Below are 20,263 nucleotides of genomic sequence, written 5' to 3' on the forward strand. Positions count from 1 at the left end.
GCGGCGCCCCCGCCGACCACCCCGGGGGACGGCCTCTACCGTCTGGGTCGTGTTCTTCTGCGAGCTTTCGTTCGCGGTCGCCAGGCCATCCCTCGCAAGACGATGTGCGAAGTTCAGCCTGGTGGTGCCGCACGAACAGTGCCCTCGCCGGCCCCGGTCGCTCCTCGTAACGTCCGGCTGGAGGACGGGTCCACCGTCGCCGTCGCTGTACGGGGCCTATCGGTAGCCAGACCAGACACGCAAAGACGAACCGCGCTGCGCGGGTAGACCACTCGTCATGGCCGGATGCGGCAACCGCTGCCTGCTCCTGGGTCGAGCGGTCTACCGTTGCGGCCATGCGCTCACCCACCCCTCGCCAGCGGATCGGCATCGCCCTCGCCACCGTGGCGCTGCCCGCGCTCACCGCCACCGCCTGGCCGTTGTTCGTCTTCCTCTGGGGCCTGCTCCCCGAGGCCCTACCGCTGGGACGGATCCTGCTGGGAGTGACGCTGATCGTCGCTCTGGCGGTGGCCGCCGTGCTGATCCGCGCCGAAGTGCGTCGTCGAACTTCGTTCCGGCTGTGGTGGCTGATCATCGCCGCCTGGGCGGTAGCCATCAGTGCGGTGGCCGCGATGGTGCTCCTCATCTGGCTCGTCCTGGGCCTTCCCGGGCTCGACTCACCTTCGGAACTGTCACCTCGGGCTATGGACGCGATCGCCACCCGTTCCTTCGCCGTCGTGGCCGGACTCGGTGGTGTGGCACTGCTGGTGATCCACTACCGGCGCCAACGCACCACCGAGGCCGACGCGGAACGCGCCGAACGGGCTGCCGCGCGTGATGTCACCAAGCTGTTCAACGAGCGCTTCACCACCGCCTACACGGAGCTGGGGAGCGAGCACGCCGCTGTGCGTCTGGGAGCGGTCCACGCCTTGGCCCACCTGGCCGACGACGCCCCCCTGGAGGAGGAGGCGCAGATGGTCATCGACGTGCTGTGCGCCTACCTGCGCATGCCCTCCACCCCCAGGCCCGAGGAGCTCCCGAAGAACGCCTCCAAGGCCCGAAGGGAGGAGCACCGCGAGCGCGAGCTGGAGTTCGCCTCCCTCCGCGAGGTCCGCCACACCATCATCCGCATCATCGGCAACCACCTACGCGCTGACACCCGTTGGCGCGGCAAGGACTACGACTTCACAGGCGTCGTTTTCGACGGCGGCGCCCTGCACAGCATCGTGTTCTCCGGCGGCGAAGTGAGCTTCACCGATGCCAGGTTCTGCGGCGACCTCGTCGACCTCGGCGATGTCGAGTTCTCCGGCGGTGAGGTGGACTTCTCTCGCGCCAGGTTCTCCAGTGACTACACGAACTTCTACGGGGCCAGGTTCTCCGGTAGCCAGGTGTACTTCAATGACGCCGAGTTCACCGGCGACCGAGTGGACTTCGCGGCCGCGGGGTTCTTCGACGGCTCTGTGTCCTTCGACCGCGCCACGTTCTCAGGCGGCGAGGTCTCCTTCCCCGGCGCTGAGTTCGCTGGTGCCAATGTGAGCTTCACCGATGCCAAGTTCACCGCCCGACATGTGTACTTCTCCTGGGCCGAGTTCACCGACGGAGAAGTGGACTTCGCTGGAGCCGAGTTCACTGCGGGAGAAGTGGATTTCGACGCCGAGTTCAAGGGTGGTGACGTGAGTTTCGTCCGTGGCCGGTTCGGAGAAGGCGAGGATGCCGTGGGCGCATGCCCCACCGGACTGTTGGAGGCGGTCGAAAGCGGACCCGGGGCCGTGGCGTTGCCCGAGGTGTGGCGGCCGAGCGGGAACCAGGAAGACCAGCCGACACCCTCTCATCAGAGCAAGCACGTCCTGTAGCGCGCGTATCAGCACAGCCACAGCGCACCCTCCCTCGTGGGCGGCTGTACCCGGCCACGGGGATGTCAGTGGGCGGGTGCATCAGCGGATGTGTCCGGCCTGTCCTGCTCACCGTTTCCGTCGCCAGTTGGTCACCAGGCCTCAGGCGACACCACCACCCCGGGCTCTCCGCGCTCCACCGCTTCGAGAAGCCCGCTGGGGCACGTGCCTGAAGCGCTCTCGAAGGTCACTTCCCCGTCGGTGCATGCAGTCTCGATCACGTGCAGCGGCCGCTTCGACGAGGCCACGCGCGCCTACTGGAGCAACACCGTGGTCTTCGCGGAGCTGCCCCCACAGTCCTGGCCTCCGCAGCACATGGTGTCCACTGTCCTTGCCCCTTCCTGAGCCTGAAGTGTGTGCCTCGTTGTCAGCTCGCCGTGGCCCCCCATTCCTGGCGTGGGTCCAAGCCGACCGGTAGGAGTTCAGCGGATCGGGTCGCAAGGCACCGGGGGGCGGACACGACCGTGCCGGCCCGCCCCCGTGGCGGACCGGCACGACGCCGTGTCAGGACTGGGCGGGCTCCACCGTGTAGCGGGGAACGGCGACGTCGGGGTTGGCGCACATGGTGTCCCGTGCGCCGGTCGAGGCGTAGGCACCCTCGTCGGCCATGTCCCACTGCACCCGGATCCCCGCCACGTCGGTGGGGTCGCAGACCTCGGGGTCGTAGTTGCCGGGGTTGGGCTGGGCCAGGGTCAGGGTCGCCGTGCCGCCCGGCTCGACCACGAAGGGCTCCCCCTGCTCGCCGTCGTAGGTGGCGAAGGCGCCCACGGTCGACCCCTGATAGTGGTCGACCCATGACACGCCGAGGTCCCGGTAGAGGGAGCAGGGCTCCTCGGCGGGGTCGTCGGACCCGCCCGAACCGCCGATGCGGATCATGGCGAACTCGATGTAGGTGGTGCCCGCGGCCGCCCCGCGGTCGTTCTCGATGATCTTGAAGTCGCCGGAGACGCACTGGCGCGTCTCGGTGTCGGCCGCTGCCGCCGCCGGGGCCGCGGCCGCCAGCACCGGCGCGGCCAGCGCCGCCGCGCACAGGCCCGCGAGCGCGGTGGAGCCGGGGCCGGGTCGTGTGGGCTGTCCTGCCATGGTCGTTCCTCCCGTACTGTGTGTCACCGCAGTAGGACGGGTGGGGCCGGGCAGGGGTTCGCCAAGACGGGGTCGACATCCGGGCCGTATCCGGTCATGGGCGCAGGCCAACGCGGGTTCCGGTCATCGCGTCGGCCCCGGGGGCCGCCGGGTGCCGGGCGCTGCACCCGACACCCGCAGTGACGTCAGTGACCGCTGTGGTCCTCGGCGTCGTCCTCGGACTCCTCGGCGTCGTCGGCGCCCTCGTCCTCGCCGTCCGCGCCGCCGTTCTCGCCGAGCATCGCGTTCATCTGCTCGATCTCGGCCTGCTGGGCTTCGAAGATGTCCTGGGCCAGGGCCTGGGCCTCGGGGTCCACGCCCTCCTCGATCTCCGTCTGGGCCATGGTGATCGCGCCCTCGTGGTGGAGGATCATCATCTCCAGGAAGAGGGTGTCGAACTCCTGCCCCTCGGCCGCCTCCAGCTCGTTCATCTCCTCGTCCGACATCATGCCCGGCATGTCGTCGTGGCCCATGTCCTCCATGTCCTCCATCGGGGCCTCGCCCCAGGACTCCAGGAGCCGGCTCATCTGCTCGATCTCGGGCCCCTGGGCCGCGGCGATCTCCTCGGCCAGGTCGCGGACCTCGTCGCCGGCCCGCGACTCGGCCAGATCGGCCATCTCGATGGCCTGTTCGTGGTGCGGAATCATCCCCTGGGCGAACGCGACGTCGGCGTCGTTGAACGCGGGCGCGGCCACCTCGGACTCGGAGGCCCCGGGCTCGGCCGTGTCCTCGGCCGGGCCACAGGCGGTGACGAGCAGGGCGGCGGCCGCCGCGGCGGTCGCGGGCTTCAGGGCGCGCTGAAGAAAGGTCATGGCATGCGTCTTTCGTGTGTGGTCGCTGTGCCGCGCTCGACGCGCGGCGATGGTGTCGGGTCCGGGTCGCGGGCGCCGTCGGCGCGGCGCCCGTGGGCCGTCCAGGCCGTGTTCTTCCGCGGGCTTTCGGGTGAGCTCGCGGTCGTCAGGTCGTCTCTCGCAAGACGATGTGCGATGTTCACCCTGGGTGGGCTTCACGAGCGCAGAGGCGCAGCGAGAGGCGGGCCTGGCGGCCGCGAGCCCGGAATGCCGCAAAGAACACGGCCTAGATCCGCAACACCTGCAACCGCGCCAGGGAGGGTGCGGGCGGGAGGAAGGCACGGCTGCGCGGCGGGCCGCGCAGCACGCGCGGTGCGCGGGGCACGGTGCCCGGCCAGGGGGAGAACGCCGCGGGGGCGACGCCGAGCAGCGCGACGGCCAGGGCGGCGATCGCCAGGCAGACCGCCATGGGATCGGTGGCCGGCAGATCGGACGCCGGGTGCTCCGCCGTCGAGACGGCGGCCGTCATCGCGTGCGCGCCCTGGTGGCCCTGGTGGCCGTCCTCCTGGACGTGGCCCAGTGTGTGCATGGCGCCCACGCCCAGCAGCAGCGCCGCGCACAGCAGCAGACGCGCCCAGGCCGGGGCCGGGCGCCTGCGCGCGAGGAGCGGCGCTGTCGACGACATGGCGACAGCCTAGTAGGCCTCGGACACGGACCGTGTCCGCCCCCCGCGGGCGCGTCTCAGGGGGCGCACTCCGGGCACACGCCGGACAGCTCGAAGGAGTAGTCCAGCGAACCGAACCCGCTGGTGCCGCCGATCCGCTCCACCAGCGGCGGCAGCTCCCGCATCTCGGGGACCTCCTCCACCTCGCCGCAGATCCGGCACAGCAGGTGGTGATGCTGCGAGGTGCTGCCGCACAGGCGGTACAGCCGCTCCCCGTCGGCGGAGTGGACGGTGTCCAGCACACCCTCGGCGGCCAGGCGCCGCAGGGTGCGGTAGATGGTGGACAGGCTCGGCGGCCGCTCCTGGCTGCGGGGCGTGGCGATGACGGCGTGGACCTCCTGGGCGCCGCGGAACCGCGGGTCGCGCCCCAGGACCCGCAGGACCGCGTGGTCGTAGCGCCCCATCAGGCCCGGGCGCCCGCGCCGTGCCGCAGGAGGTACAGGCCGGCCTCGTCGGGACCGGTCGGGGCGGCGTCCAGCCCGTGGCGTGCGGCCTCGGCGCGCAGTCCCTCGCCGGTCAGCACCCACCAGTCGTAGTCCACGTCGGTGGACCGGACCCGCTCCCCGCCCTCGTACACCTCGTAGGTCATGCTCCAGCGCACGCTCTCCGGGCCGGTGGGCTCCGCGGCGCTCCAGCCCCGGTAGTCGCGGCGGCCCACGGTGAACTCGCTCATCATCGTGCGCTCGACGGTGGTCGGCTCCTGGGGCGGGAGCAGGTTGACGAGCGCGACCGACCCCGGGGCGAGGCGCTGCGCGAGCATCTCCCAGATCCGGGCGCGCTGGAGCGGGGTGAAGTGGCCCAGGACGTTCATGGCCAGCAGGCCGCCGAAGCGCTCGGGCAGGCGCGCGGAGAGCAGGTCCTCGCCGTCGACGGTGACCCGGCCGCCGCTCCAGACGGGGTCGGCCGCGCGGGAGAGCAGGACCGCGCGCAGGCCGGGCGCGGGCTCGACGGCGATGACCTCGGCCTCGGGGAGGGTGTCCAGGAGCACCCGGGTGCCGGCGCCGCCGCCCGCGCCGACGTCGATCACGGGACCCTCGGCGCCCTTCATCGACGCCACCGCCTCGGCGACGTGGCCGCCGAAGGCCTCCCACCAGCCGGCGATCATGACGTCGATGAACTCCGCCGAGTGCGCGTAGTCGTCGTGGTGTGAGGACATGGGGAGTCCCTTCCTGGGGGTGCGCGACCAATGGGAATGATTATCATGATCGTAGCGCCTCCGCGCCACGGCCCCAACCCCGTCGGCGCGGCGGATCAGGCCCCTCGGGGCGGGCGGGCAGACTGTCGGTATGAGCCACAGCGAACTGACCGGACACTGGGACGGTCCGTGGTACCGCGTGGACGGCGACGGGTTCTCGGCCCTGTTCCTGCTCGATCCCGACGAGGACCCGGCGCTGGTCGACGGCGTCGACGTCGTGGTCGAACTGGCGGACGGGACGCGCTGGACCGGCACCCTGTTCACACTCGCCTCGGTCCAGCGGCGGATGGCCGAGGACGCCGAGACGGGAGAGAGCCTGGACGGGCGCTACTTCTGGCGCGCCGACTCCCTTATCGTCCGCGACCCAGGAGTGGGCGACATGACGCGGGTGCTGGCGGGGCTGATCGACTTCGGCGACCTCACCCGCGTGCTGCGCCGGGTCGATGCCGAGGACCTGGACGACGCCCCCGACGCCGCCCGCTGAGCGGGCTCGGTCCGAGGCCCGCCGTCGACCGGACCGGTGGACGGGGCCACCGCCGGGACCTTCCCCGAACCCACTGCAGGATCCGCCCCGGAGCCTCCCTCGGACCTACCGCCGACTCCACCGCTGGGGCCTTCCCCGGACCTACCGCGGGGCCTCCCCCGGGCCTACTGCCGGATCCGCCTCCGGATCCACCGCGGGGCCTCCCCCGGGCCTACTGCGGGACCTACCGCTGGCCCACCGCCGGTTCCGCCTCCGGACCGGCACCGTGCTCGGCCGCCCGCAGGGCGGCGACGCACGCCCGCACGCCCGGGGTCTCGGCGTCCACGCGCCACACCGCCCGGATCGACCGGCGCACCGGCGGGTCCAGGGGCCGGAACACCACCCCCTCGGGCGCCGGCCGCTGCCCCAGGTCGGGCATGAGCGCCACCGCCACCCCCGCCGCCACCAGCGCCAGCTGCGTGGGCAGCTCCTTGAGCGCGTAGCGCACGGTGGGCTCCACCCCCCGGCCCCGCAGGGCCTGGAGCATCGCCTCGTAGGGCTCGGTCCCGGGCGGGCAGCTGGCCCAGGCCTCCCGCTCCAGCTCGGCCGGGTCGACCCGGGTCCGCTCGGCCAGCCGGTGCGCGGCGGGCAGGGCCACGCTGACCGGTTCGTCGACGAGGGGGACCGTGGCCACCCCCGACGGGAACGCCACCGGACGGCTCGACCAGCTCTCGGCCAGGAGCAGGTCCAGGTCACCGTTCAACAGCGCGGGCATGAGCTCGACGACCTCGCCGTCGCACAGCGTGATCCGGAGCCGCGGATGGGCGGCCGTGAGAGCCGCCAGCGGCCCCGGCAGCAGGGCCCGAATCGCACTGCCCACCCCGCCCAGGCGCAGGGGGCCCAGCACCTCGCCGCTCAGCTCGGCCAGGTCGCCGCGGGCCTCGGCGAGCTGGGCGAGGACGCGGACGGCGTGGTCGGCCAGGACGCGGCCGGCGTGGGTCAGGCGCACGGTGCGCCCGTGCGGCTCCAGCAGGGGCTGGCCCGCCTCGCGTTCGAGCTTGGCCAGCTGCTGGGAGAGCCCGGAGGGGGTCACGTGCCGGGCGCGCGCCGCGTCGGCGATGGTGCCGAGTTCGGCCACCGCCGCCAGGGCGCTCAGACGTTCGATGTTGAACACATCAGAAATGCTACCGAGAAAGCCCAACGAATCATCGCTTTTGTTTTCGGGTCGGGCGCGCCAGAGTGAACTTCATGAGCAAGAAGTCCGTTTCCGGCACCGGTTCCCGGCTCGAGCGACACGATCCCCTCCTGCTCGCCCTGGCGGGCGCCGCGTGCACGTCGCTGTCGGGTGTGCTGGTCAAGGCCTCGGGGGCCAACGCCGGAACCGCGGCGTTCCTGCGGTGCGCGCTCGCGCTGACGCTGCTGGTGCCGATGGCCGCGGTCGAGATCCGGCGGATCGGGTGGCGGCCGCGGCGCCTGGTGCTCATCGACACCGCCGCCGGGCTGTTGCTGGGTGTGGACTACGTGCTGTGGGCGGCGAGCATCGGGGAGGTCGGGGCGGGGATCGCGACCGTGCTCCTCAACGCCCAGCTCGTGGTCTTCCCCCTGCTGGCCCGGGTGTTCACGGGCACCCCGATCCGGCGGTCCTTCCTGATGGCCGCGCCCGTCATGCTGGTCGGCGTGGCCCTGTCCGCCGGGATCACGGGACCCTCGACCGCCGAGGGCGACCCGGTGCTGGGACTGGTCTACGGCTGCGCGGCCGGGGCGGCCTACGCCGGCTACCTGTTCCTGTCCCGCCTGGGCGGGGGCAGCGGTCACACCGCCACCCCGGTGTGCGTGGCGACCCTGGCCGGGGCGCTGTCGGCCGGCGCGCTGGGCGCGTGGTGGAGCGGCATCGACCTGGTCTCACTCGATCCGCGGGCGTGGGGCTGGCTCGCCCTGCTGGCCCTGACCGGCCAGGTGCTGACCTGGATCCTGGTGGGCGCCGCGCTGCCCCGGCTGGCGCCCAGTTCGGGCGCGGCCGTGCTGGTGCTGCCGCCCGTGCTCGCGGTCGGCGCGGGCGCGCTCCTGCTGGGCGAGCGCGCCACGCCCGTTCAGCTGGCCGGGTGCGCCCTGGTCCTGGTCGCGGTGTGGGCGTCCGAACGCGCGGCGCGCACCGCGACGCGTACCTAGGCCGTGTTCTTTGCGGCATTCCGGGCTCGCGGCCCGCAGTAGAACACGACCTAGGTGTTCAGTGGCTTGCGCACGTGGTGCCGACCGCGCTCGACCAGCGTGAACCCCGCCGACAGGTAGGCGGCGGCGGGCGCCGGGTACTCGTCCATGGGCCGAGCGTTGATGAAGACCTCCCGGCCGCCGCGGCGCGCCACCTCCGCACACGCGTGCCGGGCCAGCGCGGCGGCCAGTCCGCGCCGCCGGTGCGCGGGGACCACGCCCACCGGTTCGAGTTCGGCGCAGCCGCCGCGCGGGTCCCACCACACGGTGGCGCAGGCCGCCAACGAGCCGTCGGGCGCCTCCACGACCAGGTCAAGATCCGGATCGAAGAGCAGGGCCCGGCGCACGCGCGCCAGGTGGTCGCGGGTGAAGCCGCTGGTGGCCGACGGATCGACACGGTCGAGCACGTGCGGGGCCCACGGCATGTCGGCGGGCCGCCAGGCCGCCCGGTGCACGGCGACCCGCTCCGCCTCCTCACCCCGGCCCGCGGCCCGCACCCGGTAGCCCCGCGGCCACCGCGGCCCGTCCCCCGCCGCGGCCCGGACCATGCCTCTCACGGGGTCGGCGTCCTCGGGCTCGAACCCGGCCTCGGCCACGAGCGCGGGCAGGGCGTCGTCGCCGTGCGCCACGGGGATCCGCAGTTCCCCCGTCCCCGCCGCGCCCAGGGCCCACTCCAGGAGCCGACCCCCCGCGGCGGCGTCGACGGGGGCTCCGTGGACCGTGATCACGCCGGGCGAGAACCCGGCCCAGCCCACGGTCCGTCGCCCGCGCACGGCCACGACCGTGCGGCGGGGCAGCTGGTCGGTGGCGGCCTCCCAGCCGACCCCGCCCGGGTGCGGGCCCGCCGGCCACAGCTCCCGGGCCAGCCGCTGCGCGCCGATCGTGTCCTGGCGCCGCCAGGAGCGCAGTCTGAGCATCGGGGCCTCTCGTCGGGGACACGCCGCCCTCGGGCGCGGCGTCGCGGTGGAACCAGCGCACCCTAGCCGGTCACGGACGGCCGACGCCACACGGATGCCCAGGTGGGCGGGGCCTGCCCCGGGCGCGCGAAGCCGGAGCGAAGCAGGACCGAAGCCCGCGCGAAGCGGCGCCTGCCACCGTGTGGCCGGTGCCCGCCCACAGGCGGGTGCGGCTTCAAAGGACGGAAGAGTTCCATGTTGAAGAAGTTCCGGTCGGCCGCTCTGCTGGCGGCCGCCATCACCCTCGGCTCCCTGGCGGCGGCGTCGCCCGCGTCGGCGGCTTCGGCGGCGGCTCCCGTGGCGAGCTACAACGGCGCGTGCGGCAGCGGCTACTCCGTCGTCGACCACGCGAACATCGGTTCCAAGGGCACGGTCTTCCTGACCTACAACTCCAACGGCTACAACTGCGCGGTGACCGTGCGGGCCACCCCGGGCGCGGCGGTCGACATGACCGTCGGCCTCAAGCGCTCCAGCGACTCTCCCGCCCAGGCCCAGGAGGACGGCGGCAGGTACACGACCTACGCCGGCCCCGTCTACCGCTACGCGCCCAGCCACTGCGTGGACTGGTTCGGCAACATCAGCGGCACCAACGCGCACCGCACCGCCACGAACTGCTCCTGACTCCACCCTTCCCGCGCCGCGACGGGCGGCGTACCGACGTTCGACTGGAGTGCCATGAGGAACCTGCTCAGGAAGGCCGCCGCCGTAGCCGCGGCCGCCGCCATCACCGGCACGGGCCTGTTGGCGACCGCCGCCCCCGCCGCCGCGGCCACCTACAACGGGGCCTGCGGCTCCGGCTACACCCAGGTCAACAAGATCGAGCTGCCCAACAACCGGGGCACCACCTTCCTCACCTACAACGGTTCCACCGGCAACAACTGCGTGGTCACCGTGCGCACGAACCCCGGGACGGCCACGCACATGGAGGCGTTCATCCGCACCACGGGCTCGTCGACCTGGAAGAAGGACAGCGGCAACTTCACCACCTACGCCGGCCCGGTCTACCTCAGCGCCGCCGGGCGGTGCGTCGACTGGGGCGGCACGATCGGCACGGCCACGCTGACCGAGAAGGCCACCAACTGCGGCTGACCGGCCGGACCCGCGCCACCTCGTACCCCACACCTCGACACGTGATCGGAACATGACATGAAGAAGCTCACCACGAAGGCCGCCGCCGTCGCCGCGGCCGCCGCCATCGCCGTCAGCGGCGTGCTCGTCAGCGCCTCCCCCGCCGCCGCGGCCACCTACGGCGGCGAGTGCGGCAGCGGCTACAAGGTCGTCAACGAGGACAACGTCGGCAGCAAGGGCACCGTCTATCTGACCTACAACAGCTCGACCGGCAGGAACTGTGTGGTGACCAAGCGCCACAGCCCCGGTTCGGCCGTGGTCATCGAGGCCGGCCTGTCGGTCAGCCCCGCGGGCAACCACTGGGCCGCCTACGAGGGCGGCAGCTTCACGTCCTACGCCGGACCGGTCTACCTCAACGCCGCCGGCAAGTGCGTCGACTGGATGGGCCGGATCGGCGGCACGGAGGGCGGCGAGCGCGGCACCAACTGCGGCTGACCCCACGGCCGGGCGGCGCCGGACCTCGCAAGGGGTCCGGCGCCGCCCGGCCTCCCGCATGCGCCCCCGCGCGCCCGCCGCGCCACGGTTTGGACCTTCGGCGAAACAAACCGTCACCACGTCCGAATCACAACGCACCAGGTCAACTCACGGCGATATCGGACATGCGCGCAGGCCCCGCACGACGAGTGGACTGCGCACGGAACCCTCCCGTAGGCTCCGCGACGCTACGCGGTGAACTACGCATCGCGCGTGAGGGGGCCAGGGGTGTTGAACGACCTGTCGGGGATTCGGTACAGATTGCTCGGTTCTGTCGAAGTTCAGGCGGAGGGACGCAGGATCCGCACCGGCGGACCCAAACGGCGGACCCTCCTGGCGGCCCTCCTCCTCCAACCCGACACCGTGGTCCCCGACGAGCGGCTCATCGACCTCGTCTGGGGCGAGCGTCCGCCGCGTGGGGCCCGAGCCCAGCTCCAGGGCCATGTCCACGGACTGCGCAAGGCCCTGGGCGCCGACACCATCCACAGATCCGGCTGCGGCTACCGTGCGGTGGTCCCCGAGGGCGCCACGGACCTGGGCGTCTTCGAGCGGAGCCTGGCACTGGCCGCGGCCGACCGCGCCGCCGACCGTCTGGACGAGGCGGCCCGCACGCTGCGCCTCGGCCTGGCGCTGTGGACCGGGCCGGCGCTGAGCGGCGTCACCCCGGCGCTGGCCGAGCACGCCCGACCCGCCCTGGAGGAATCCCGCCTGCGGGCCCGGGAGGAGCTGTACGAGGTCGAGCTGCGGCGCGGACGCGCGGCGTCGGTCGTCGCCGAGCTCCGGACGCTGTGCGCGGACCACCCCACCAGGGAGAGCCTCACCGGGCTGCTCATGAGCGCCCTGCACCGCAGCGGGCGCACCGGCGAGGCACTGGCGGCCTACGCGGCGCTGCGCGCGGTCCTGGCCGAGGAACTGGGCACCGATCCCGGCGCGGAGCTGCGGCGCCTGCACCTGGACCTGCTGCACGCGAACGAACCGGGACGCGAGGGCGACGGCGATCGCGAGCCGCCGCGGACGGGGCGTGCCCGGGTCCGCCCGGCCGAACTCCCCCTGGCCGTGGGCCGGTTGGTGGGGCGTGCCGCGGAGATGGGCGCGCTCGACCGCGCTCTGGACGCCGACCGTGCCGACGGACGCTCCACGACGGTCTTCCTCCTGACCGGGGTGGCGGGGGTCGGCAAGAGCGCCCTGGCGCTGCACTGGGGCGCGTCCGTGCGCGACCGGTTCCGGGACGGCCAGGTGTACGTCGACCTGCACGGCTCGACACCCGGCCGGAAGCCGACACCGACCGGCGACGCCCTGCGCCAGCTCCTGCGCAGCCTGGGCGTGGACCCGGGCGACCTGCCGACGGACGCGTGCGAGCTGGCCAAGCTGTTCCGGTCGGTGACCGCCGACCAGTGTCTGCTGTTCCTGCTCGACGACGCCGACTCGGTGGAACAGGTGGCCCCGCTGCTGGCGGGCGGCCGCGGCAGCGCCGTACTGGTGACCAGCCGCAACGACCTGACCGGGCTGGTGGCGTTCTTCGGTGCCCACCCGGTGCGGCTGGACGTGCTCACCCGCGAGTCCGCGATGGAACTGTTCGCCGGAGTGGCCGGTGTACCGGCCGTGGACGCGGCGGCGGTCGCCGGGATCGTCGAGGAGTGCGGCTACCTGCCGTTGTCCGTGCGACTGGCGGCGGCCACGCTGGCGGTCCGCACGCTCTACGGCGACCGCGTACGCCGGTTCGCGCGCGGCGGCACCGCCGGGGCGGTCGACCTCTCCGCGGGCCCGATGCCGCCCGCCCGCGATCCCGCCGTGTGTTGACCCGGCCCCATCGACGCGGTGCCGGGCACCCGGCGGCCCGGGCAGGGGGCGGAGGCGCATCGCCGCCCCCGCCCCGCGACCCGCGGCTCAGCCGTGCACGGCCGGCCGTTCGTCGGTGTACACCCCCTGCGCCGGGGGTTTGGCCCGCCCCCACTCCATGCGCGACCACGGCGGAGCCAGCTCGGCGAGGTCGTGGACGACCGTGGGCGCCAGGTCCTCGACCGCCTCGGCCTCGGCGTGCCGGGCGAAGACCGGTTCGACGTAGCGGTGGCCGGTGTCGGCGGCCACGAACACGACGCGCCGCCGGGGGTCGCGCAGCCGCTCCCACCGGGCGATGAGGTAGGCGGCGCCGGTGGACAGGCCCGCGAACACCGCGTGGCGGCGCAGCAGGTCGACGCTCCCGGCCAGCGCGGGCTCGAAGCCGGTCCAGTGGACGGTGTCGTAGAGGGTGTGGTCGACGTTGCCGAAAGGGATGGAGCTGCCGATGCCCGCGATGATCATGCCGCGGTCCTCGACCTCATCGCTGCCGAAGGTGACGCTGCCGAAGGGTTGGACGCCCACCAGCCGGGTGTCGGGATCGTGCTCGCGCAGGTAGGTCGCCAGCGCCCCGGTGGAGGCCCCCGAGCCCACGCCGCCCACGAGGGTGAGCGGCCCGGGTCCGGTCTCCGCGGCCACGCGCTCGGCGACCTCGCGGTAGCCCAGGTAGTGGATGGAGTCGTGGTACTGGCGCATCCAGTGGTACTCGGGGTGCGCGCGCAGGACCTCGCGCACCCGGGCCACCCTCCTGCTCTGGTCCAGGCGCAGGTCGTCCGAGGGCGGCATCTGCTCCAGCGTCGCGCCCAGGACGTCGAGCTGGACGCGGGTGACGTGGTCGATGGTCGTGGAACCGATGATGTGGCAGTGCAGCCCGTAGCGGTGGCAGGCCAGGGCGAGGCCGTAGGCGTAGATCCCGCTGGAGCTGTCCATCAGGGTGTCGCCGGGGCGGACGGCGCCGGTGTCGAGCAGGTGGCGGACGGCCGCCAGCGCCGACACCACCTTCATCGACTCGAAGCGCAGGCACACCAGGCCCTCGCCCAGATCGATCAGGTCAGGTCGGCCGAGTGCGTCGCATACGTGGTGGTCCAAGTTCGTTCTCCGTCGGTCCTGGAGGGGGTGGAGAAGACCCGGGTGGGCATCAGCCCTTCGCCCCGCAGTCGGCGGACCGCGGCGTCGATCCGGGCGCTCAGATCGGGAACGGTGGCGTCGAACAGCACACCGGCGACATTGCCGCTGTGCGCGACCTGGATGCCGACCGCCTCACTGTGGCGGGCGACGCCCCTGATCTTCCCCAACTCCTCCTTGGGTAGAACCCGTTGGTTGAGGATCGCGCTCTCGGTGCTCACCCGGCCGACCTCCGCGGCGTCGCCGGCGGCGACGGCCGCGCGCAGAGCGGAGCGCAGCCGTTCGTAGACGGCGGCGTCCCGGCTCCGCACGGTGCCGGGCAGGCGCATGGTGTCGACCGGTCGCCCGTGGCCGGTCAGGCAGCCGACCACGGCGAGTTCGGGCAGGGCCGCACCCAGGTCCTCCAGGACGCGGCCCTCGCGCTGGGCGAAGAGCACGGGGCGCCCGCCCAGCATGACGGGGTCGGAGGCTCCCTCGGCCGCCACGGCCATCCGCGCCACCGACGCCGGGCGGGGCAGCGTCCCGTAGGCGTCGGCCACCGCGTGGATGGCGGCGGTGACGTCGCTGGTGGAGGAGCCCAGCCCCAGGCCCGCGGGCAGGCCGCCGGTGATGCGCAGGTGCCCGCCGACGGCGGGCCGGCCCGTGGCACGGGCGCACTCGGCCACGGCCAGGGCCGCCGCGCGGACCGCCTTGTCCCGGCCCGGCGGGTCGACCGCGATGCGGTGCGGACCCGTGCCGGGCAGGGGGGTGAACTCCGCGTATGTGAGGGGGTCGGCCATCGGCAGCGTGACCAGGCCCCGGACGGGGTGGCCGTTGTCGTCGAGGAAGACGCCCTGGAGGAGTTCGCCGTGGTGGCAGGTGGCCTGCCCCAGGCCGGTCGTCACTGGTCGTTCTCCGTCCGGTACCGGTAGAGGGCGGTGGGGTCCGCGCTGAACTGGGAGAAGGGGAAGGGCTCGGCGGAGACGGCGGTGACCCCGTGTCCGAGGAAGGCGCGTGCGACGGCGCTGCCGCTCTGCGCGTAGACGACCAGGGGCAGGTCGCGCTCCCGGCAGCGGGCGAGGATGTGGTCGAAGCTGCCGTTGCCCAGGGTCATGCCGGTGGCCACGACGGCGTCGGCGGTGTCCAGGACCTCGTCCATGTCGGTGGTGACGGTGTCGCCCCACTGGGTGGTGCGCAGGTTGAGGTCGCAGGGCAGGCACTCGCCGCCCCGTTCGCGGATGGCGGCCACGAGCGGGTTGACCACGCCGATGAGCGCGACCTTGCGGCCCTCGGGCTCGGGCAGGAGCCCGGCGATGGCGGCGTCGCGGGCCAGGGCGCGTTCCAGGGGCGTGCCCAGGGGCAGGGTGACCGCGTCGGCCCGGGCGTCGAGGGCGTGCGGAGCGGCCTGGGCGAGGTAGGCGTCCAGGGCCGCCACGCGCAAGGGGGTCGGCAGCGCGTCGTCGCCGTCGCCCAGAAGGTCGGCGAGGGGGCGTCCGGACAGGTCGGCGCACACGGAGGGGTCGATCTGTCCGGCCTCGAAGGCGCAGGCGCCGAAGGCGCGGCCGACCCGGACCAGGACGTACTGGTTGAGGTAGGTGACGTCGCCCCCGGGCAGGCGGGTGCCGTGGTGGACCCAGAAGACGCTGGTGGCGGCGGGCAGGTCGGGGGTGGCGAGCACGGCCGCGAAGAGGGAGTCGAGGTTCCTCATCGGGCGTCCTCCCGGGTGAAGCGGAACAGGTAGGTCAGGACGCCGTCCTCCCAGTCGTGGAGGTGGTGGACGTGGGGGGTGAACCCGGTGTCCATGGCGTGGCCGACGATGTGGCGCAGGTCGGCGGTGTTGGAGGCGACGAAGTAGACCGCTCCGCCGGGTGCCAACAGGCCGCGGTCGGCGATCTGGGTGAAGAAGGCGTCGATGACGGGGGCACCCGCGCAGACGTTGCGGACGATGTCGGGGTCGTCGCTGACGGTCCGGCTCACCGCGGGCGGGTTGAAGGTGATGACGTCGGCCCGGACGCCGTCGGGGAAGCCGTCGAAGACGTCGGCGACCACCGGGACGAACTCGGTGGCGGGGTCCGCGGCGCCGTCGACGAGCCGGCGGTAGTTGTCCTCGGTCGCGCGGACGCTGGCGGGGTGCACGTCCACGGCGTGGACGGTGCGCGCCCCGCGGAGCCCGGCCACGGCCGCCTCGACGCCCAGTCCCGATCCCATGGCGACGTAGTGGCGCCCGCGTACGTCGATGTCGTCGTCCAGGAGGCGCTGGTGGATCATGCGGCTGGTGGCTCCGGGGAGGAACACACCGGGTGGAACGTCGAACTCCCACCCGTTCCAGTCGTAGCGTCGATGCGTGTGCAGGTCGACCTTGGGCTGGTTGAGGGCGATGATCCGCTCGGCGGGCAGCGGAAGCGGGAGTCGTGCGATCAGGGAGCGATCCACGCGTGTCCTTTCGAGGAGGGGGTGGTTCGGGTCGGGCGGGGCGGGAGCGGGGCGGTGGGACCCGAACCGGACATGCGTGCCCTTCCCCGTCGAACGCCCGACCATGCGACGGAGGGGGCTCCGTCACGGGGTGCTCACTCGCGGCCACTATAGGGGAAATGAAAATCGTTGTCACTTCGAGTCCGCACCCGCTCGGACACCGAGTGAGATCGTGACACTGCACAGAGCGACGGACGGGAGTTCACGGTCGACCCACCCCGCCCGTGGACCCGTTCGCTACTGATAATCGTTTTCACTAAGGTGGAGTGACCACCCGTACACGCACAGAGATGAGAGACGACTCGTGCCTTCGCCGACGCCGCCGAACGCGACCAGGCCCCGGCCCGCGCTGCTGCGCCACCCCCGGTTCGTCCGGCTGTGGTGCGCGACCACCGCCTCCGGGCTCGCGACCTGGGCCATGCCGTTCATCCTCGGTCTCGCCGTCCTGGACGGAACACTCACCGCCGTCCACCTCGGCCTGGTCCTGGCCGCCCGCACCGCCGGCTTCCTCGTCGCGGTCCCCCTCGGCGGGCTCCTCGCCGACCGGCACTCGCGCCGCGCGGTCGTGCTGTGGTCCGGCCTGCTCGCCGCCGCCGCGACCCCGGTCATGGTCGCCGGCCTGGGGACACCGCCCGCGCTGATGGCCGCCGCCGCGCTGGTGGTGGGAGCCGGCCAGGGCGCCTGCCGCCCCGCCTTCCAGGCCCTGACCGCCGAGGTCGTCGACCCCGACGACCGGCAGCGGGCCAACGCCGCCATCACCTTCTCCGTGCGTGTGACCACCCTGTTGGCCCCGGGTCTGACCGCCCTGCTCTCCACGGTGCTCGGCACCGCCCCCCTGCTCCTGGTCACGGCGCTGTTCTGGCTCACCGCCGCGCTCCTGCCGGCCCCGGGCTCGCACACCGCGGCTCCGCGCACCTCGCGCGCGCCCTTCCACACCGAGTTCCTCGAAGGCCTGGCCGAGGCGCGCCGCCACCCGTGGTTCCTGGCCGGGCTGGGCGCGCTCACCGTCGTCATCGCCGCGGGCTACTCCTCCACCAGCGTGCTGCTGCCGCTGGCCAGCCGCGACCACTACGGCACCGAGGCCGTCCTGGCGGGCGCGCTGACCGCCTACACCGCCGGCGCGCTGCTCGGCGCGGTCATCGTGGCCCGCTGGACCCCGCGCCACCAGGGATGGACCGCGCTGGCCGGGCTCGCCCTGTACGGGCTGGCGCCGCTCAGCCTCATCCTGCCGGTGGGTCCGGTCGTCGTGTTCGCCGCCTACGCGGTGGTGGGCGTGGGGGTGGAGCTGTTCAACGTCCCGTGGTTCACCGCCGCCCAGCGGGAGGTCGAACCGGGCAAGCTCGCGCGGGTGTCCTCGCTGGACTTCCTGTTCTCCTACGGTTTCGCGCCCGTGGGCCTGGCGCTGATCGCCCCGGCCGCGCAGGCGTTCGGCGCCGACGCCGTGCTGGTGGCCTGCGCCCTGCTGTGCTTCGCCGCCCCGGCCCTGGCCGCCCTCGCCCCGGGGGCGCGCGGGTTCACGGTCGACCGCGCCGCGCGGGAGGATTCGTTCAGCCGGATCTGAGCGGGCGCCGGCCGGTCCCGCCGCCCGCATCGCGCGACCGGCCGCACGGCGCGGGTCCCGCCCCCCGCTCCTGGGGGCCGGGACCCGGACCGACGGGCGCCTACGCACGCACCGCCTCCCGCGCAGTCCCCGCGGCTCGCAGCACCGCCCGCGTGCTCGCGCCGGGGGCCAGGTCGAGCCGGCGCAGCAACTGCGCGTTGAGCGCGACCACGACCGTGGACAGCGACATCAGGACCGCGCCGACCGCCATCGGCATCACGAATCCGACCGGGGCCAGCACGCCCGCGGCCAGCGGCACGGAGACCAGGTTGTAGCCGGCGGCCCACCACAGGTTCTGCTTCATCTTGCGGTAGCTCGAGCGCGAGAGCTCGATGACCGAGAGCACCGACCGCGGGTCGTCACTGGCCAGGATGACTCCGGCCGAGGCGATGGCCACATCCGTTCCGGCGCCGATGGCGAGTCCGACGTCGGCCTGGGCCAGCGCCGGGGCGTCGTTGACGCCGTCGCCGACCATGATCACCCGGCGGCCCCGCTGCTGCAGTTCGGCGACCTTGGCCCCCTTGTCCTCCGGGCGGACCCCGGCGAACACCTGGTCGATCCCCAGGTCGTCGGCGACGGCGTGGGCGACCGCCTCCGCGTCACCGGTGATCATCACGACCTTCACGTCCAGGGCGTGCAGGGCCCGGACGGCCTCACGGGACTCCTCCCTGACCTCGTCGGCCAGGGCCAGCGCGCCGATGACCTCGCCGTCGGACAGCACGTGCAGGATGATCGCCCCCTCGTCCTTCCAGGCCCGCACGGCGGCCACCTCCCCTGCGCCGTGCTCGGCGAGCATCGCGGGGCCGCCCACGCCGATCCGTGCGCCGTCGACGGTTCCGGAGACGCCCACGGCGGTGGCGGCGCGGAAGTCGCTCGCCCGCGGGACGTCGAGCCCCCGGTCGTGCGCCGCCCGCACGATGGCCTTGGCCAGCGGGTGCTCGCTGTCGGCCTCGACCGCGGCGGCCAGGGCCAGGACCTCGTCCCCGGTGCGCCCTGCGGCGTGCTCGACGTGTGTGACGGTCGGCTCGCCCTTGGTCAGGGTTCCGGTCTTGTCGAACAGGACGGTGTCGGCCGTGCGCGTGCTCTCCAGGGCCAGCCGGTCCTTGATCAGGACCCCTCCCCTGGCGGCGCGCTCGGTGGCGATGGAGACGACGAGCGGAATGGCGAGCCCGAGGGCGTGCGGGCAGGCGATGACCAGGACGGTGATGGTCCGCACGAGCGCCTCGTCGGGCGTCCCGAGCAGGGTCCACACGCCCAGGGTCAGGGCTCCGGCGACCAGGGCGAACCAGAAGAGCCAGCCCGCGGCGCGGTCGGCGAGCCGCTGCGCCCGCGAGGACGAGTTCTGGGCGTCGGCGATGAGCTTGCGGATGCCGGCCAGGGCGGTGTCGTCGCCGACGGCGGTGACGCGGACGCGCAGCGCGGTGTCGGTGGCGACGGTTCCGGCGACCACCTGGGCGCCGGGGCCGCGGCTGACGGGGCGCGACTCTCCGGTGATCATCGACTCGTCGACGTCGGCGGTCCCCTCCGTGACCTCGCCGTCGGCCGGGACACGACCGCCGGGGCGCACGATCACGGAGTCGCCGACGACCAGGTCGGAGGGGGCCACGGTGACGACGGTGTCACCGACGACCTTCTCCGCCTCGTCGGGCAGCAGCGCGGCCAGCGACTCCAGGGCGGAGGAGGTCTGGGCCAGCGAGCGCATCTCGATCCAGTGCCCGAGGAGCATGATGACGATGAGCAGCGCCAGCTCCCACCAGAAGTCGAGCTCGTGGGAGATCAGGCCCAGGCTCGCACCCCAGGAGGCGACGAACGCGACGGTGATGGCCAGCGCGATCAGCAGCATCATGCCGGGGCGCAGCGATCTGATCTCGCTGACGGCACCGGTCAGGAACGGCTTGCCGCCCCAGAGGAACATCACGCTGCCGAGGAGCGGGGGCACCCACTCCACCCCGGGCAGGTCGGGGACGGTGTAGCCGACGATGCCCGCGAACATCCCGCTCAGCAGGACCGTGGGCACGGCCAGGGCGAGCATCACCCAGAACAGCCGCCGGAACTGCCCCACATGATCGCCGTGGCCGCCGTGGCCGCCGTGGCCCTCGTGGCCCGAGTGGTCGACGTGACCTTCGTGGCCCGCGTGGTCACCATGGTGGGTGTGACCCGCATGACCGGTGTGCTCGGTGTGCATGCCGTGGTCGGTGTGGTCGACGTGCTCCTGCAAGCCGACGTGGTGTTGGTGGTGCTCGTGTTCTGGGGAGTTCTTCTTCATGCTGTGAAATTTATACCCCCGGGGGGTATCTGACAAGCGGCAGAAACGTGATC

Annotated in this window: 20 protein-coding genes; 8 read left to right on the forward strand and 12 right to left on the reverse strand. The window is 73.3% G+C overall.

The window, feature by feature from the left end:
- Positions 1-335: 335 nt before the first annotated feature.
- On the forward strand, positions 336-1,832 hold the full coding sequence (locus DFP74_RS24150) for a pentapeptide repeat-containing protein (protein WP_121185006.1): 1,497 nt from the start codon (positions 336-338) through the stop codon (positions 1,830-1,832).
- Between the two features lie 543 nt (positions 1,833-2,375).
- On the opposite strand, the gene DFP74_RS24155 is transcribed toward DFP74_RS24150, so the two are convergent.
- The 5 genes from DFP74_RS24155 to DFP74_RS24175 all read right to left on the reverse strand — a co-directional run bounded on the left by DFP74_RS24155 (position 2,376) and on the right by DFP74_RS24175 (position 5,664).
- Positions 2,376-2,954, reverse strand: a complete 579-nt coding sequence (locus tag DFP74_RS24155; protein WP_121185008.1) for a DUF4232 domain-containing protein — start codon at positions 2,952-2,954, stop codon at positions 2,376-2,378.
- Positions 2,955-3,139: 185 nt separating this feature from the next.
- Positions 3,140-3,805, reverse strand: a complete 666-nt coding sequence (locus DFP74_RS24160; protein WP_121185010.1) for a DUF305 domain-containing protein — start codon at positions 3,803-3,805, stop codon at positions 3,140-3,142.
- Between the two features lie 265 nt (positions 3,806-4,070).
- Positions 4,071-4,469 carry a DUF6153 family protein gene (locus tag DFP74_RS24165; protein ID WP_121185012.1) on the reverse strand — a complete coding sequence of 133 codons (399 nt, stop codon included), beginning with the start codon at positions 4,467-4,469 and terminating at the stop codon, positions 4,071-4,073.
- 56 nt (positions 4,470-4,525) lie between these two features.
- Positions 4,526-4,912 (reverse strand): Fur family transcriptional regulator, encoded by a 387-nt coding sequence (locus DFP74_RS24170; protein WP_121185014.1) that lies wholly within the window; start codon positions 4,910-4,912, stop codon positions 4,526-4,528.
- Complete coding sequence (locus DFP74_RS24175; protein ID WP_121185016.1) at positions 4,912-5,664, reverse strand: trans-aconitate 2-methyltransferase; 753 nt, start codon at positions 5,662-5,664, stop codon at positions 4,912-4,914. Before DFP74_RS24175 ends, DFP74_RS24170 begins: the two co-directional genes overlap by 1 nt.
- Before the next feature lie 130 nt (positions 5,665-5,794).
- Between DFP74_RS24175 and DFP74_RS24180 the strand changes: the two genes are divergently transcribed.
- On the forward strand, positions 5,795-6,187 hold the full coding sequence (locus DFP74_RS24180) for a hypothetical protein (protein ID WP_121185018.1): 393 nt from the start codon (positions 5,795-5,797) through the stop codon (positions 6,185-6,187).
- Positions 6,188-6,410: 223 nt separating this feature from the next.
- On the opposite strand, the gene DFP74_RS24185 is transcribed toward DFP74_RS24180, so the two are convergent.
- On the reverse strand, positions 6,411-7,340 hold the full coding sequence (locus tag DFP74_RS24185) for a LysR family transcriptional regulator (protein WP_121185020.1): 930 nt from the start codon (positions 7,338-7,340) through the stop codon (positions 6,411-6,413).
- Positions 7,341-7,414: 74 nt separating this feature from the next.
- On the opposite strand from DFP74_RS24185, the gene DFP74_RS24190 reads away from it, so the two are divergent.
- Positions 7,415-8,335 carry a DMT family transporter gene (locus tag DFP74_RS24190; RefSeq protein WP_121188489.1) on the forward strand — a complete coding sequence of 307 codons (921 nt, stop codon included), beginning with the start codon at positions 7,415-7,417 and terminating at the stop codon, positions 8,333-8,335.
- Between the two features lie 50 nt (positions 8,336-8,385).
- Here DFP74_RS24190 and DFP74_RS24195 read toward each other — a convergent pair whose 3' ends face one another.
- The gene (locus DFP74_RS24195; protein WP_121185022.1) at positions 8,386-9,291 is read right to left on the reverse strand and encodes a GNAT family N-acetyltransferase; all 906 of its coding nucleotides are present in this window, start codon (positions 9,289-9,291) and stop codon (positions 8,386-8,388) included.
- 234 nt (positions 9,292-9,525) lie between these two features.
- Between DFP74_RS24195 and DFP74_RS24200 the strand changes: the two genes are divergently transcribed.
- The 4 genes from DFP74_RS24200 to DFP74_RS24215 all read left to right on the forward strand — a co-directional run bounded on the left by DFP74_RS24200 (position 9,526) and on the right by DFP74_RS24215 (position 12,732).
- Positions 9,526-9,951 (forward strand): spore-associated protein A, encoded by a 426-nt coding sequence (locus DFP74_RS24200; RefSeq protein WP_121185024.1) that lies wholly within the window; start codon positions 9,526-9,528, stop codon positions 9,949-9,951.
- Between the two features lie 54 nt (positions 9,952-10,005).
- Positions 10,006-10,419: a spore-associated protein A gene (locus tag DFP74_RS24205; RefSeq protein WP_121185026.1), complete on the forward strand. Its 414-nt coding sequence runs from the start codon at positions 10,006-10,008 to the stop codon at positions 10,417-10,419.
- A gap of 57 nt (positions 10,420-10,476) precedes the next feature.
- Entirely contained in the window at positions 10,477-10,893 is a 417-nt protein-coding gene (locus tag DFP74_RS24210) for a spore-associated protein A (protein ID WP_121185028.1), read from the forward strand.
- Positions 10,894-11,193: 300 nt separating this feature from the next.
- Complete coding sequence (locus DFP74_RS24215) at positions 11,194-12,732, forward strand: AfsR/SARP family transcriptional regulator (RefSeq protein WP_121185030.1); 1,539 nt, start codon at positions 11,194-11,196, stop codon at positions 12,730-12,732.
- 87 nt (positions 12,733-12,819) lie between these two features.
- On the opposite strand, the gene DFP74_RS24220 is transcribed toward DFP74_RS24215, so the two are convergent.
- Genes DFP74_RS24220 through DFP74_RS24235 form a run of 4 tightly spaced genes read right to left on the reverse strand, consistent with a single transcriptional unit; the run spans position 12,820 to position 16,305 of the window.
- A complete protein-coding gene (locus DFP74_RS24220; protein ID WP_121185032.1) occupies positions 12,820-13,857 on the reverse strand; it encodes a pyridoxal-phosphate dependent enzyme in 1,038 nt (345 codons plus the stop codon).
- Positions 13,815-14,777, reverse strand: a complete 963-nt coding sequence (locus DFP74_RS24225) for a GHMP kinase (RefSeq protein WP_121185034.1) — start codon at positions 14,775-14,777, stop codon at positions 13,815-13,817. The genes DFP74_RS24220 and DFP74_RS24225 overlap by 43 nt, the downstream gene beginning before the upstream one ends.
- Entirely contained in the window at positions 14,774-15,580 is an 807-nt protein-coding gene (locus tag DFP74_RS24230; RefSeq protein ID WP_121185036.1) for a Rossmann-like domain-containing protein, read from the reverse strand. Before DFP74_RS24230 ends, DFP74_RS24225 begins: the two co-directional genes overlap by 4 nt.
- Entirely contained in the window at positions 15,577-16,305 is a 729-nt protein-coding gene (locus tag DFP74_RS24235) for a methyltransferase (protein ID WP_121185038.1), read from the reverse strand. Before DFP74_RS24235 ends, DFP74_RS24230 begins: the two co-directional genes overlap by 4 nt.
- A 343-nt stretch (positions 16,306-16,648) precedes the next feature.
- Here DFP74_RS24235 and DFP74_RS24240 point away from each other — a divergent pair, with 343 nt between their 5' ends.
- Entirely contained in the window at positions 16,649-17,905 is a 1,257-nt protein-coding gene (locus tag DFP74_RS24240) for an MFS transporter (RefSeq protein ID WP_121185040.1), read from the forward strand.
- 100 nt (positions 17,906-18,005) lie between these two features.
- Here the strand turns inward: DFP74_RS24240 and DFP74_RS24245 are convergent, their stop codons facing one another.
- The gene (locus DFP74_RS24245; RefSeq protein ID WP_199725938.1) at positions 18,006-20,129 is read right to left on the reverse strand and encodes a heavy metal translocating P-type ATPase; all 2,124 of its coding nucleotides are present in this window, start codon (positions 20,127-20,129) and stop codon (positions 18,006-18,008) included.
- Between the last annotated feature and the right edge of the window lie 134 nt (positions 20,130-20,263).

The sequence above is a fragment of the Nocardiopsis sp. Huas11 genome (assembly GCF_003634495.1).
GTDB lineage: Bacteria > Actinomycetota > Actinomycetes > Streptosporangiales > Streptosporangiaceae > Nocardiopsis.